Source organism: Paraburkholderia sp. WS6, assembly GCF_030464835.1.
Classification (GTDB): Bacteria; Pseudomonadota; Gammaproteobacteria; order Burkholderiales; family Burkholderiaceae; genus Paraburkholderia; species Paraburkholderia madseniana.
In genome coordinates, this window is the sequence record NZ_JALQCK010000018.1 from 42,315 (window position 1) to 57,314 (window position 15,000).

The 15,000-nt window shown below is 60.8% G+C and carries 12 protein-coding genes; 4 read left to right on the top strand and 8 right to left on the bottom strand.

Annotated elements, in window-relative coordinates; genetic code table 11:
• Positions 1–245: 245 nt before the first annotated feature.
• A complete protein-coding gene (locus tag M0D64_RS21620) occupies positions 246–533 on the top strand; it encodes a DUF4148 domain-containing protein (protein WP_266259161.1) in 288 nt (95 codons plus the stop codon).
• A 329-nt stretch (positions 534–862) separates the two neighbouring features.
• On the opposite strand, the gene M0D64_RS21625 is transcribed toward M0D64_RS21620, so the two are convergent.
• From M0D64_RS21625 to M0D64_RS21655, 7 genes are all read right to left on the bottom strand, one after another.
• Entirely contained in the window at positions 863–1,624 is a 762-nt protein-coding gene (locus M0D64_RS21625; RefSeq protein ID WP_266259162.1) for a hypothetical protein, read from the bottom strand.
• A 68-nt stretch (positions 1,625–1,692) separates the two neighbouring features.
• Positions 1,693–4,194: a TonB-dependent receptor gene (locus M0D64_RS21630; RefSeq protein WP_266259163.1), complete on the bottom strand. Its 2,502-nt coding sequence runs from the start codon at positions 4,192–4,194 to the stop codon at positions 1,693–1,695.
• A gap of 116 nt (positions 4,195–4,310) precedes the next feature.
• Positions 4,311–5,315 carry a FecR domain-containing protein gene (locus tag M0D64_RS21635; RefSeq protein ID WP_266259164.1) on the bottom strand — a complete coding sequence of 335 codons (1,005 nt, stop codon included), beginning with the start codon at positions 5,313–5,315 and terminating at the stop codon, positions 4,311–4,313.
• Positions 5,316–5,326: 11 nt separating this feature from the next.
• Entirely contained in the window at positions 5,327–5,839 is a 513-nt protein-coding gene (locus M0D64_RS21640; RefSeq protein ID WP_266259165.1) for a sigma-70 family RNA polymerase sigma factor, read from the bottom strand.
• 106 nt (positions 5,840–5,945) lie between these two features.
• Positions 5,946–6,116: a hypothetical protein gene (locus M0D64_RS21645; protein WP_171928376.1), complete on the bottom strand. Its 171-nt coding sequence runs from the start codon at positions 6,114–6,116 to the stop codon at positions 5,946–5,948.
• 216 nt (positions 6,117–6,332) lie between these two features.
• Positions 6,333–7,550 (bottom strand): chromate efflux transporter, encoded by a 1,218-nt coding sequence (gene chrA, locus M0D64_RS21650; RefSeq protein WP_266259166.1) that lies wholly within the window; start codon positions 7,548–7,550, stop codon positions 6,333–6,335.
• 19 nt (positions 7,551–7,569) lie between these two features.
• Entirely contained in the window at positions 7,570–8,028 is a 459-nt protein-coding gene (locus M0D64_RS21655; protein WP_266259168.1) for a DUF2501 domain-containing protein, read from the bottom strand.
• Between the two features lie 799 nt (positions 8,029–8,827).
• Between M0D64_RS21655 and M0D64_RS21660 the strand changes: the two genes are divergently transcribed.
• From M0D64_RS21660 to M0D64_RS21670, 3 genes are all read left to right on the top strand, one after another.
• Positions 8,828–11,026, top strand: coding sequence for a LamG-like jellyroll fold domain-containing protein (locus tag M0D64_RS21660; protein WP_266259169.1), 2,199 nt, complete (start codon positions 8,828–8,830; stop codon positions 11,024–11,026).
• Positions 11,027–11,281: 255 nt separating this feature from the next.
• Positions 11,282–11,575, top strand: a complete 294-nt coding sequence (locus M0D64_RS21665; protein ID WP_266259170.1) for a hypothetical protein — start codon at positions 11,282–11,284, stop codon at positions 11,573–11,575.
• 388 nt (positions 11,576–11,963) lie between these two features.
• The gene (locus tag M0D64_RS21670; RefSeq protein ID WP_174825347.1) at positions 11,964–12,251 is read left to right on the top strand and encodes a hypothetical protein; all 288 of its coding nucleotides are present in this window, start codon (positions 11,964–11,966) and stop codon (positions 12,249–12,251) included.
• 569 nt (positions 12,252–12,820) lie between these two features.
• Here the strand turns inward: M0D64_RS21670 and M0D64_RS21675 are convergent.
• Positions 12,821–12,967 (bottom strand): hypothetical protein, encoded by a 147-nt coding sequence (locus tag M0D64_RS21675; RefSeq protein ID WP_154567412.1) that lies wholly within the window; start codon positions 12,965–12,967, stop codon positions 12,821–12,823.
• Positions 12,968–15,000: the final 2,033 nt, after the last annotated feature.

Below are 15,000 nucleotides of genomic sequence, written 5' to 3' on the forward strand. Positions count from 1 at the left end.
TGCGCCTGATGGCGCGGGGCGCGGGCTTCTTCGTATGTCAGGAGTGTGGGGTTAGGGCGCTTACCGCTGATGGTCCGCTAGATTACCGTTCTGTTATCTGGGGTTTGGGTTCTTTGTTCTGATTTACGCGCGGTGCGTAGATAACAAAACGGTAATCCGAAGGTCAGTGCTCCGACAGATGAAATGGCAACAATGGGAAGCGTGGTTCAAGCCACTCATTTTTTGCACTTCATCGGAGAGACATCATGAAATTGCTTACCGCTATTGCTGTTGCTGCTCTTAGTCTGCCGTTTGGGGCTACTGCCTTTGCTCAATCTAATCCGTCGGGATTGACCCGCGCTGAGGTCATTGCTCAGCTGAAGCAGGCTCAGGCTGAAGGGCTCGTGCCGGTGCGTAATAATGACTATCCGCCTTCGGCGACGGAGATTGCGCGGAATCGGGAGATTTATGCTATTCAGCATGGAGGGAATGGCGCTGACGCTACCAAGGCGGCAGGTGTGCCAGCGGCTCAAACAGAGTCGGCGTCGAATTGATGCTGTGTCTGGACTCCCGCGGTGTTGGCCTTTCCTTGATTTGCTATTGGTCTATTAGCGTTGCCCCTGTGCGGGGGCGGCACCTACTTCTCTTTGCCGGCTGCAAAGAGAAGTAGGCAAGAGAAAGCAGCTCAAACCACTCCTGCTAAGCGGGTCCCGTAGTTTGCATAGGGTAGTGGTGCATCTGGAATCTGGGTTCGTGCACCTGCATGCGCCAGTGACAAGGGCATCATACTTCCGGCGGCGCTGCGCGCGCCGAAGAGTACTTCATAAAACCGCACGCTAGGTTTTCGCGCCCGCGTTCTATTCGGCGCGGTGGCCCGTGTTCTTCAACTCAAACCCATCGCCCAATCCACTGCTGCGTCGAACAGGCTGTCTCCCGCCGGTGACAAGTTGCCGAAGGTGTCGTTGTTCAGGAAAAACATCACGCGACGTGCGGGGGCCAGCGACTCGTAGTCCATCGTCGCACCCTTCTCGTACGCGAAGATCGCCGCCTTCTCCGGCTGCCCATATAGCGTCGCAATCGTCGTCGCGCCCAAGCCTGGTTTGCCCCAGCTCATCGCGGCCTGTTTGCCATATACGTTCGTTACGCCTGCCGGCAAACCGGCTGCGATCGGGTGCGGTGCGTTAACCAGCCACAGGTAACGCTCTTTCTCCGCTTCGCCGAAATCGACGTCGTGACGCTTGCCCGTCATCGCGAAGTCATCGAGTAAATCGTTCTCCCATGTCAACAACGGCTTGGCCAGATAGCGCCAGCCACCCACTACCTGTTTCGATGAAACCGTCGATGAAATAACAACGAGATCCGCATCGCCAACTGCCTCCGGCGGTTGCGCCTGGTCCAGCATGCGCACGCTATAGCCGCGCGCTTCAAGGTGTGTCGCGATCTTCTGGTCGACTGCCAGGCTCGGCCCGTTGAGTTGCACGACCATCACGATTTTCTTGCCCGTGCGTGGCCCGCTCGTTGCCGCTCGCGCAGCAGGTGTCGTGACAGCCAGCAGGGCGCCAAGGCCCGCTGCGGCGGTGAGAAATGTCCGGCGTTTACGTACGGGCAATGAGCCCTGTTCAGTGCGGCGATTCTGAAGTTTCATGACGATTCCTGTCCCGTGTTGATCAAGTGAATGCGTGTATTACGTGCAAGGCGCGATGGCAGCACGGCCTAGAACTCGAGCGTCGACAGCAAAGAGACCTGACGTGCGTCGCCAACCGACACGAAATACTTGTTCACGCTCGACGGGTAGTAAGTCTTGTTGAACAGATTTTTCACGTTGAGCTGAAACGACAGATGCCGATTGCCAAGTTTCGTCTCGTACGTGGCGAAGGCGTCGGCGACGGTGTAGGCCGGTAGCGTAAAGCTGTTGGCCGAATCGCCCGGGCGCGGGCCGACGTAATGCGCGCCGGCGCCGACGCGCAACTGGTCGCCGCCGAAGATCGTGCCGAAGTCATACACCGCCGCAAGCGATGCGGTGTTTTGCGGCGCGTTCCACAAACGCTTGCCGGCGTAAAGCGGGTCCTCGGTGGTCTTCGCGTCGATGTAGGCGTAGCTCGCGATCACGCTCCAGTGCTGGCCGATCTGGCCGGCCACGTCGAGTTCCACGCCGCGCGAACGCGCCTTGCCGGCCGTGCGCCAGTCGGTCTGCTTGGTCGTGTCGTTGTACTGCTGCACCAGCACGTTCTTCTTGTCGATATTGAACAGCGCCAACGTGCCGCTCAGGCCGTTGGGCATCGCCACTTTGGCACCGAGCTCCCACGAGGTGGCTTCCTCAGGCAGCACCGATGAATCGATTACCACGCCCGACGAGAGCGGCGCGATTGTCGAAGTCGGCTTGAGCGACTGCGTATAGCTGCCGTATAGCGACACCGTGTCGGTCCATTTGTAAACCACGCCCGCGCGCGGCAGCCATTTGGTGCCGTTAATGTCGGTATTGACGACAAATGGCCGGCCCTTTCCCGCGATCTGGTTGTAGCTTAGGAAGCGCGCGCCGCCTATCAGGACCCACTTTTCGGTGAGGTGCAAACTGTCCTGGAAGAAGAGCGAGCGGTCGTGCAGCGTGTCGGTCTGATCGCTGTCGCTCGCCGACACCGTGGTCGACGGACTCTCCAGACCGTAGACCGGATGGAAATAGTTGAACGGATATTTCGTGGCCTGGCGCAGCAAGTCCTTGCGATAAATGCGGCGGTATTCGTCGTCGGCACCGACCTGCAAATCGTTGCGCAAACCGGCGATGTCGAAATGGCCGTCCACATAGGCGATCGCGTAGCTGTCCGTGCTGAGCGCGCCATGCGTCGCATCGTTGCTGCGCGACACGGCGCCGGTCGTGCTGTTGATGCCTTGCACGCGTAACTGGCCCGCGTCGTAGGTCTCGCGGTTGTAGCTGTAGCCGAAGTGCGCCTTCCAGTTGGCGTTGATCTGATGGTCGACGCTGATCTGCGCGAGGTTCGATTCGCCGTCCATTTCGTTGAACGGTTCGTCGAGACGTTCGCGGCTCGAGATCGCGAGCGGCTTGTTGGTCTTTGGGTCGAGCGCTGTGCCGCGGTCGAACGGATAGAGAAACTTTCGATATTCGTACGACGCCACCACCTGCGTATCGCGTCCATACCATGCGAGCGACGGCGCCACGAGCGTCTCGCGATGTTCGCCGAAGTTGCGCCAGTATTGTTCGTCGGTCTGATCGACGACCAGCCGGTAGGCGAGGCCGGAGTCGCCGATCGGCCCGGTCGTATCGAACGTCGCGCCGGCTCCATTGCGGCCGTGTCCGTAGGTCGAGCCGAGCACGGAGATCGCGTGATACGGTTTGAGCAAGGGTTGCTTGCTCACCACGTTGACAACGCCGCCCGGGTCCATGATTCCGTACAGCAGCGAAGTCGGGCCTTTGAGTACTTCGACACTGTCAGCGGCCGCGTTCAGCGCGCGCCCCTGCACGAGCGGCATGCCGTTGTGCATGATCGAACCGTCGCGATTGCCGCCGAAGCCGCGCTTGAGCAAGGTGTCCTGCGTGCCGGCCAGCGTATTGCCTTGCACGATGCCGCTCACGTTCGCGAGCGCGTCGTCCAGATTGCGCGGACGTTGGTCGTGCAATACCTGGGCCGGCACGATGTTGACGGCCTGGGCCGTGTCGAGTACCGGTGTATCCGAACGCGTCACCACTGCGTCGACAGGTGGCCGGTAGCTGCCGGCTTTCACCGTCGACGAACTGACGGTCACGGCGGGGAGGGTGGTGCCGCGCCCGTTGCTGCTGTCCGCCGACGGCTCAGCGCGCTGCACGAGCGTATAGCTGCCATTGGACTGTTGCACCGCGCCGAGCCCCGTGCCGCGCAGGATTCGATCGAAACCTTCCCCTATGCCGTAATCGCCGCGCAGGCCTTCACTCGTGCGGCCGTCGGTCAGCGCCGCCGGAAACGACAGCAGCAGTCCGCTCTCGCGTCCGAAGCGATTGAGCGCCGCTTCGAGCGGGCCAGCCGGAATGTCGTAGCTCTTGCGCTGCGACGCCGCCGAAGCGGATGGCGCATCGGCGGCCAGCGCGACATTGAACGGCAGTCCCGCCGAGATCAGCGCGGCCGTAGCAATATTCCGCGCGAAGTGTGCCGGCTGCCGCGCGCGCGAAGCGCCACGGCTGCTACGGCTGCCATTGCCGGCGCCGGTCTTTCGATGCTGTCCCATGTTCAAAGCTCGCAGGAAGGTAGACGATGTGTTGCTCTCATCTCCCTTGTCACGCGAGATTCGAAAACAGCTCACAACAGACAAAAAAATTTCGGCGCCGGTAGCGCAGGTCGGTTTTAAGAGCGAGCCGCGCGCACGGTACCCCAATAGCGCGTGATGAATACGACCTCAATCGGAAAGGTTCTCGCCAGGGTGTCAAGCACGCGGTCGGTGTCGGCGAGCGGGAAGGTGCCCGAAAGCCGCAAACCGGCCACTGAGGGATCGCAGCTCAGATGCCCCGCGCGGTAGCGGTCGAGCTCGTTCACGAAGTCGCCGAGCCGCATGCCGCTCGCGACGATCAGGCCATCCGTCCATGCTGCGTCGTTCTCGCTGATCGGCTCGACCGCGCTGACGTCATCACGCGTAAAGCGGGCGCGTTGGCCGGCGTGGACGACCGGCGCGAGGCCGGGGGCATCGAATGGATTGATCCGCACAGCGCCTTCGAACACATCGAGGCGGCAGAGCGTGCTCTGTTGTCTGACGGCGAAGCGCGTGCCCAAGGGCTGCAAACTGCCTTGCGCCGTCTCGACGATGAACGGCCGCCGCTCACTGTCGCTGTGACCGGTCGCGATCATGATTTCACCTTTGATCAGGCGCACGCGGCGCTCGATGCTGCTGAAACGGATATCGATGGCGCTGTCGGTGTTCAGTGTCAGGCGGGTGCCGTCGGCAAGTGTCATGGTGCGGCGTTCACCGAGTGCGGTGCGCGCATCAGCGCTCCATGCGCGCCACGGCACGTGTTCACCGGCAATCCATGTCGCGCCGCCCGCGAACAGCAGGGTCGCGAGGACTTTGACATTCGCGCGGCGCTTCGCCGAGCCGGGACGCGTCAGTGCAGCGCGTGCGGCCGCCGCGCCACCTGTGTCTGCGTTGTCCGTGCCTGTTTCAGCGAGGCCCCGGAAGCGGCTGCTGACGCTGCAGATGTGTTGCCATGCACGCTCATGATCGGGATGCTCCGCGCACCAGCGCGCCAGCGCGAGTTGCTGCGCGCGCGTGTCGTCGCCGGATTGCAGCTCCATCCACCACTCCACGGCGCGCAGGGCAATGTGCTGCGGAATATCGGGTCGCGCGCTCGCGTTCATCCGTCGATCCGTCAGGCCGCGCTGAGTGCAAAAAAACACTGCGCGCCGGCGCGCACCAGATGGCGTTTCACGGTCGAGACGGACAGCTTCAGTTGTGCGGCGATTTCGGCATGGCTCAAGCCGTCGAGCTGGGCCAGCAGGAACGCACGCTTGACGGCGACCGGCAACCGCTCCAGCAGACTGTCGATTTCACACAGTGCTTCGAGAAGCAGCGCACGGTCTTCAGGCGAGGGCGCAAAACTTTCGGGGGTAAGTGCCAATGCTTCCAGATAGGCGCGCTCGATCTGCTCGCGACGCCAGTAGTTGGCTATCACACGTTGCGCGACGGTCGTCAGGAACGCTCGCCGTTCTTCCAGGGCGAGCGGTTCATCGCGGGCGAGCAGACGCACGAACGTGTCTTGCGCAAGGTCGGCCGCACGATGCGCGCAGCCGAGCTTCTTACGCAGCCACGCGTGGAGCCAGCCGTGATGATTGCTGTAGAGCGCCTGCAGCTCGTGATGCAGGGCCGATTCGTTTGCCGCCATGGCCTACCGGACGCGCCGGATCGATGGATGCGGCGCCCTTGTAAATGAGAATGATTCGCATCATAGCATGACAAAATGTAAGGAGGAAATGCGAACGTGCCCGGCGCTATGACCGGTCGCGGTTACGGGCCCGGGTGGCACCCGTGATCACCGCGAGGCCGAGCATGATGACCGCCACGATCGCGATCGTATGTTGTGCGACATGCAGCGCCATCAATCCCCACGCCACACCGCCTATCAGAATGATCCAACCTACGAGATAAATGAGCAGGGTCATCGTTTTTCTCCTTTTCGTTCGGCGGACGGGACCAGCTTGCCTGCTATGGAAAGCTTTACCGGTCGCCCCGATTGGGCCATTGAAATCGCTTGCCCGAATTGGATTGCAGCCGGGCAAATCCGGCACATGCGATCAACGGGTCTATCGAGCAGCAGATTTCGCGCCTGAGGTCGATGCATCCGTCGTTTCAGGCTGGTAACGATGGCGGACCGGGATTCAGACGACCCACCACGCGAGCAGCGCCGTGAGCAGCACCACGGCCCATGAAGGTAGGCGCCACCAGCCGAGCAACGCGAGCGCCACAATGACCAGTGCGAAATCGCGCCCACTGTGCACCGCGCTGGTCCATACGGGATCGTAGAGCGCGGCGAGCAGAATGCCGACCACGGCAGCGTTGATGCCGGCCATCGCCCGACGCATCGACGCGAATGCCCGCAGTTCGCCCCACAGCGGCAACGCGGCGCCGACCAGTAGAAACGACGGCAGAAAAATTGCGACGGTGGCGATCAGCGCACCGGTTATGCCCGCCGGGTAACCGGTGCTGGCGGCGCCTAGAAACGCCGCGAAAGTGAACAGCGGCCCCGGTATCGCCTGGGCTGCGCCGTAGCCGGCCATGAAAGAATTGGTCGAGAGCCAGCCGCGCGGCACGACGACCGCTTCCAGCAACGGCAGCACGACATGGCCGCCGCCGAACACCAGCGAGCCAACGCGGTAGAACGCCGCGAACAGGTCGAGTGGATACGCATGCAGCACGGCGGCCGCGGCGGGCAAGCCGAACAGCAACAGCCCGAAGAGGGTGAGGCAAAGAAGCGCGCCGGTCTTCGTGCCGGGCATGCCGAGCGGCGCACGTGGCACCTCGGTCGAGGATTTGAGAAGCAGGGCGCCGACGATGCCCGCCGCGACGATCGATGCGATCTGGCCGTAAGTTGCACCGAGCACGATAACCGCGATGGCCGACGCCGCCGCGATCGTCACGCGGGCGCGGTCGGGGCACAGCGTGCGTCCCATTGACCAGACCGCCTGCGCCACGACGGCAACCGCTGCGAGCTTGAGGCCACGCAGCAGATGAAGCCCGTTCGACTCTGCCAGATGGGTGAAACCGTAGGCAAACGCGACCATCAACAACACCGACGGCAGCGTAAAGCCGAGCCAGGCCGCCAGCGCACCCGCGATGCCGCCACGAAAACGGCCGATCGCGATACCAACCTGGCTGCTGCCGGGGCCCGGCAGAAACTGGCACAGCGCGACCAGATCGCTAAACGTGTGCTCGTCGAGCCAACGGCGGCGCGTGACGAACTCGTCGCGGAAGTAGCCAAGATGTGCGGCAGGGCCGCCGAACGAGGTCAGGCCGAGCCGCAGGAAAATGCAGAAGAGGCTCCATGGCGAACTGTGTGCTGGCACGTCGAGGGGCGTGTCGGATTCTGCGTTCTGCATGAACATGTTCCACACCCGCTCAAAGCAAGGATTTTCCCTGGGCGAGAATCTTGTCGCAGACCTGCTTCGTGACCTGTTCCTTCAGTCCGCCGCCGCTCAGGTCTAGCTGCTTGCCGTCGCCGCTGCTCAGGATGCCCTTGGCGCCGTTGGTATAGCCGCTGTCGGACGAGGCCGAACTGGAGCCGCCCGGGAGTTTGCTCATCAGCGAGTCCTTGACCGAAGACGCGCTGTTGCCGCTGAGATAGTTGTTCTTGATGCAGAAATCGAGCACACCCGCGACGTTGCTGGTGCTGCCGGAAGTTAATGACTGGCCTGACAACGCACTGCCCATGCCGCCGAGGCTCCCGAGGCCACCGGACGATCCGCCACCCGAGCCCTGATTGAGCAGGTTACCGAGTTGCGCCTGGGCGGCCGGGACAGGGAGCAATACTGCGATCAGAATACCTATAGCTGCGATGCGATAGGTGCGTACTTTCATACTCGAACTCCTTCTGCTGGCTGGAAGTCCTCCTACTATAGTGCCTTTCAGACGGGCGACAGACGGGGTTGCCACGTTAAATGTTGTCATGCGCGATGGGTAACCGGTACTCACCGCCATATACGACAGCGCCCACAATATGAGATTTTTAATTCTCATGTGAGTTAATCCTGATTTCCATATAAGGATTTCCTTATTTTTTTATTGAATATTTTTTGAACATATATCTCCGCAATAAATTATCTTAACCTACACAAATAACCAGTTTTTTTACCCTTCAGGCTGAGTGAATTCGGCCGTATACCTTGAGGAAGCAGGGATCCTCAGTCGGTTTCATCACCACAACTGATCCAGCCTCACGGTACAGGCGAGCCCGATCCGCACGGTATCTGCATTGCCAATCGCTGTAATTGATGACATAGGCACGGCGGCGTCGCTGATGCCAATTTAATTCCGCATTTTTAGTCATCGTTGGTCGAAATTAATCAGGCTGCCACGACGCGCGTGTCACGAGACGTGTGAATTCTTCAATAGCATTCACTGAACTGCAGCAGGGAAAGAGGCCGCAATGATGTTGTCCGCCGATGAGTGCGGACGGCACACATCGCGGCCGCAAAAGCAAACGTTTGCCAGCTACTGACGGCGCCCGGAATGGTTTCATGAATCGACCATCGGGACCGTCTCATCGGGAGTGAAGAAGCGCATGACGAGATCGAAATCGAGCAAGGTCGATACACAACGAGCACACGTAAATTCAGACGCTCCTGAAACACGGTCTGGACATTCCGACACCGTGGCGATGCAGGAACAAATCGCCGAGGGCATTTCGCGTCGCACATTTCTGTATAGCCTGGGCGCGTTGGCCCTGTCCGCTTGCGGCGGCGACGGTGGAGGACCATCGTCGGCTCAGGGGGCCCAGTCATCGCTGTCGGCGGCCGCATCACGAGCTGCAGTGTTGAGCAGTTCGTCGTCCAGCGCGTTTGTGCATCCAGGTCTGCTGCATACCCAAGCCGACTTCGATCGGATGAGCCAGAAGGTCGCGGCGCAAGCGTCTCCCTGGATCGATAGCTGGAACATCCTGATCTCGAACAGTCATGCAAGCCTGTCGTGGACACCGCGCCCACAGGCGGTTGTCTATCGGGGTAGCGACGGAGTGCATTCGCAGAACTACTCCTTGCTGTTCAATGACGTCGCGGCGGCGTACGCATGCGCATTGCGCTGGAAAGTCTCGGGCAACACCGCTTATGCCGACAAGGCGGTGCAGATCATGAACGCCTGGTCGTCGACGTTGACCGGGATCGGCGGCGATACCAACGCCGATCTCGCGGCCGGCATCTACGGCTATGAATTCGCCAATGCCGGTGAAATCATGCGCGTTTATTCAGGCTGGGCGACGGCGGACTTCGCGCGCTTCCAGAGCATGATGCGCAACGTCTTCTATCCGATCAACCACGATTTCATCAATCGGCACAACAACACCGAGGTGACTCACTACTGGGCCAACTGGGATCTGTGCAACGTGGCATCGATCATGGCTATCGGTGTGCTATGCGACGACCAGTCGCTATTCGATGAAGCTGTCACGTACTTCAAAAGCGGCGCGGGCAACGGCGCGATTTTGCAGGCCGTCTACTACGTCCACCCGGGCTACCTGGGTCAATGGCAGGAGTCGGGACGTGACCAGGGACACGCCACGCTCGGCATCGCACTGGCGGGAGCGATCTGCGAAATGGCCTGGAATCAGGGCGTCGATCTCTACGGTTACGACAACAACCGGTTCCTCATGGGGGCGGAGTACGTTGCGAAAAGCAACCTCATCGAATCGGGCACGACCTTTTACACCGTGCCCTATGTCCGCTACAACAATGTAGACAACGTGAACCAGACGGTGTTTTCGACTTCGGCTCAAGGGACGGTGCGACCTTGCTGGGCATTGGTCTACAACCACTACGTCAATCGCAAGGGACTGGCCGCGCCTTACACGCAGAAGTTCGCGACACTGGTCCAGCCCGAAGGTGGTGGAGGCAACTATGGGCCGAACAGCGGCGGCTATGACCAACTGGGCTACGGGACACTGACTTGCACGCTGGACGCGATCGCAAGCGGTGCAGCGCCAAGCGCACTCGTCGCGATCGCAAGCGCAGGGCACGTCATCCTGTCGTGGTGGGGCACGGCGTACGCGACGAGCTATAACGTCAAGCGCGGCACCACGTCCGGCGGACCCTACGTGTCCATTGCGAATGGTGTTACCGATCTGCTCAGCTATACGGACAGCGGTCTCGCGGCCGGGACCTATTACTACGTCGTGACCGCGGTGACACCGGTCGGCGAATCGGCTGCGTCAAACGAGGCCGTTGTGACCACGGCGGTGCAACTGCAGACCTACCTGGCATTCGACGAAAGCAGTGGCACCAGTGCGGCGGATTCGAGCGGGAACGGACATACCGGTACGCTGGTCGGCGGTGCGAGCAGGGCGGTCGGCAAGAAGGGCAATGCCGTGTCGCTCGACGGCAGCACGGGTTATGTCAGCCTGCCGGACAACTTCGTGGCCGACGTGTCGGACTTTACGATCGCGGCGTGGGTGTACTGGAACGCGGCGAAGACCTGGGAACGTGTATTCGACTTCGGTTCCGGCACGGGCCGCTACATGATGCTGACCCCGCGCGCCAATAACGGATTCGCGCGCTTCGCTATCACGCTTAATGGTGGCTCCGGTGAGCAGGACATCAATGGCAATGTCGCGCTGCCTACCGGGCAGTGGGCGCACGTCGCTGTGACGCTATCGGGCAGCGTCGGTACGCTGTATCTGAACGGTGCGGAGATCGGCTCCAACACGGCGATGTCGTTTGCGCCGTTCCGGCTGGAAAGCACGAACCAGAACTGGATTGGGCGATCGCAATTTTCAGCCGATCCGTATTTCAACGGATTGATCGATGAGTTTCGCATCTACCGTAACGCGCTTAGTGCGGAGCAGATTGCGGCGTTGATTTCGCCGTAGCGACAGGCTGGGCGGATGTCGACGTTCTGTGAGCGCGTCGGCATCCGTGCGGCTGGGTTTCTGTCCCAGCCCCACAATCGCCCGAATCATATCAAAGTGCCGGTAGAGGAATTTCCTGAGCACGTATCCCAAGCCAGACGTTTGCGCCGGTTGAACATAGGTCGATGTTGGAATTTGCAAGCTGCGCGATCTAATATGATTAATACGCATCGGCTCCAGCCAATGCACCACGCAGCCGCGCCCGGAGATCTCATCATGCTGATTCCGAAGGTCGTAATCGGAGTAGCCGCCCTCGTCGGCGTGACCATAGCCTACGCGGACGGGTTCGTCGTCACGAGATCCCTTTCGAATGGGCGTGAAATGCGTCTCGTCCAACACACTGCCGAATGTGATGGCGGCCCCGGCGCATTCATTTACAGGAAAGGTAAGCAGATCGATCAGACCTGCAATGTCCAACTGACTGCGGCAGGAGCGACCGTGAGGTTGCCACCTCTTGAGCCGCGCATGTTCTTCCCCCGCGATACGCTGTACCAGGACTCAAAACTATGAGCGCCCGCCGGTCTCTGCAATAAACCTTTGGGCAGGCGTGCATCACCGGTGCATCTGGCATTGATCGCACGCGAGCCAACCGTCTCTGCTCGATGCAATTTGGCCTTCCGCAAGCTAGGCTCGAATCGCCACGGTAGGGTGAGAAGGAGCCCTCGGAACGCTCGATTCGGTGGTCTGTTTGAATTTGCTTTCATCGACAGTTGGAATCACTGTCGGGTCGCCGAAGGTCTATAACTGAATCGGCAGTCCAGAGCGAACGTCTACCCCATCTATCGCTGATACGGAAGCCCGCGAACTTTCGACCTGGAAAGGAGGTTTAGCGATTACGTACGACCAATCCATGCTTTGCCTTTTCGAATCCCGATTAGCCTAGGTATAGGAGGTAATCATGCAATGCGGGTACCGTGGGTGGATCATAGACGCGACGCCGGACTTCTCCCTTGGGAAATTCTTTGCGCACGCGCGACTGGTTCGCGTTTCGGCTGACGATGACGTTGACGGCGAAATGCACATCGAGCGTGATCTTTCCTATTTCGACACGGAGGAAGAGGCGATCGAAGTTGCCCAACAATGGGCGTTTGCATGGATATGCGAGCGCGACGGCAGCGTCGATGGTATGCAGCACGAGACACAGGCATCCCGGAGCGGTATTCCGGACGAAATTCCATTCAGATGAAATGCTGAATGCGCTGCGCCCACGCTGACTTATTCATGTAAGCGCACCTTGCAACGCCGTAGCAGGAAGTCCGGACACACAAAGAAAGCGGCGCCGCCGGCCGGGTGTCGGGACGCCGCCTGAATCACACACTCGCAGGACTCGGGAGACCGCACGAGTGACTTGAAGGTATCGTTCGCCACCGCTCGCTTCAAGACGAAAAATCTTCGTTTGTAACGAGGCCAAAAGCATTATTTACATCATTTAATCTGATGACTTCGCTACGCAACCGGCCACGATGGTCCTTTAGCGTGGGCGCGCGACGGTCGCGTTTTTTGGAATTTACAAAATCAAAAATTTCTTACAAAACTGCTCATCGGTTGAATCCAACCAACAACATGTTCCGGGTCACCGTTGATCAGATTTTCCTGGAAACCAGGATTTCCTTCAGTGCATCGGCGTAACGTAAGCCGCACACCGCAATTCCCCCCGAGTGCAAATTTTTGTGCGTCCCAGTTCGACCCCCGCCTCGCCTGGCACACATCCCTGTTGGATCGTGTATGCCCATGCTATGTCCACGATCTCACAATTCAATTGGGGGTTCGGCCTAACAGGCACAGCGAATGCTTCATCTGCATCGTGTCGTCGCCAACTGTGGAGTCATTGCGGAAAAGCACGCCGGATGGCGACTCCGGCCACCCGTCCGGAATGGCCAGGAAGATGGCGAGCGTTTTCATAGCTCAAAGGCTTACGATAGAAAACCTGGTACACCGCTCCCATTGCCATGGCGGAACCAGGAGGCGAACACGCAGAACGGTCCCGCGGCTCATTTCGATGAGCACTCCGCGAGGGGGGAGGGCACATGAACTTAGTGAATGGAAGGATCAGACGAACCGATCCGAAGCGTGTCGTCATGTTCAGACCGGCCGAGCTTGCGCATTCGGGTGCAGGTAGCCCGGATTCAGGCATCAAGGCCGCACCGCCTGCGCGGGGCAGACGCCTTGCGCTTTGGGTCGCGTCGGCAAGCGCATTGGCTGTCGGGGTCATGGGTATCGTCGCGTATGGCGATCGGTTCGACGATGATCAGGCGCTCGGGATCATCGGACCCACGTCGCCAGCGCAACACACGTCTTGGTCCGGTCATGTCGCGCTACCATCGTCACCTCCCGCTCGCGGAACTGCGGTTGCCAGTACTGAGCTTACCCCGCCTGTGTCTTCCGCTTCGTCCGATCACCGCGCTGGACCTACTCCGGATTCTGCTGCGCCGCAGTCGGTTACACGAGGGCCTGGTCAAGCAAGCTATGCCGCCACACAGAATCGCCGCCATTGGGCGCCGCACGTGAGAGCAATCGCGCGGCATGCGCCGGGGATCACCCTAGCCACATCGCCAACGCAACAAGCGTTTTCGTCCGGTCATGTCGAGAGATCATCGTCACCTCCTGCCCCGGAAACTGCAATTGACAGTGCTGAGCTCGCCCCGCCCGCTTCGTTCGATCAGCGCGGTGCACCTTCTCCGAATTCTGCTTCACTGCAGATGGCTGAAGGACAGCCTGCAGGCGGTCACGGCGGAGGCGGTTCGGGCGCCGGCGGTTCGGGCGGAGGCGGTTCGGGTGCTGGCGGTTCGGGCGCTGGCGGTTCGGGCGCTGGCGGTTCGGGTGCAGGCGGTTCGGGCGCAGGCGGTTCAGGCGCGGGCGGCTCGGGTGCAGGCGGTTCGGGCGCGGGCGGCTCGGGTGCAGGCGGTTCGGGTGCGGGCGGCTCGGGTGCGGGCGGTTCGGGCGCGGGCGGCTCAGGCGCGGGCGGTTCGGGCGCAGGCGGTTCGGGCGCGGGCGGTTCAGGCGCGGGTGGCTCAGGCGCGGGCGGTTCCGGTGCAGGCGGTCACGGCGCAGGCGGTCACGGCGGAGGTGGGAACGGCGGAGGTGNGGGAACGGCGGAGGCGGGAACGGCGGAGGCGGGAACGGCGGAGGCGGGAACGGCGGAGGCGGGAACGGCGGGTCAAGGTAATCGGCCGCCTTGTTTTCAGCCGCCCTTTCGAGCAAGAGACGAAGGTCATGCCGGCTACCGAACGGGTAATCCCGATTGTATGGAACATGAAGCCGTGAGATCCGTTGCGTATGTCCATCTCTCTAGCGGAAGCTCCGATGGCTGTATCCAGCCGGCCGCCCAGTTCGGGACAACACCGAGAGACGAATGTCAGCTGCCGAAGTGCATCGGCCATATGAGCGTCCATTTGCTCAGGTAGAGGAATGACGGGAACTGGCCGGACACACCCATTGCGATCGGCGGAAGCCGCTCAAGCTGCGACGGCCGCCCGTTTGATCCTGTTCGTCTGCCGCCGGCTGGGTTGATCTCGGTTCGGTGGCGAGGTTGTCACCAATCAACGGGCGAAGCCGCGAGACGTTTGAAGGTGGCTCGCCGACGACGCCAAGGGGCCGCGCAAGACGACCTATATTCATTTGCCGAAGGCGGAGGTCATGCTCCATGTCGCGGAGCCTCAGAGCTCGGGCACCTACCAGGGTACGCGCTCCCGGCCGGTCAACCAGTCGCGCATGCTCATGGTGATCATCCCGCTATGGTCCATGATCGACTCCAACCATCGTCATGGAGCTTCAGCATGAGCCCGAAGAGGCCCGACTGCGACATTTCTTATATGGTCGCCTCCCATTTGCAAGGAGATGTTGTGTTTGGCGAGGAGGGTGGTTGCGGACTTATATCCGGACTCGATTGCAGAACATACCTGCCGGCCCCGATGGATTTCGCCGCAAAGGTCCTA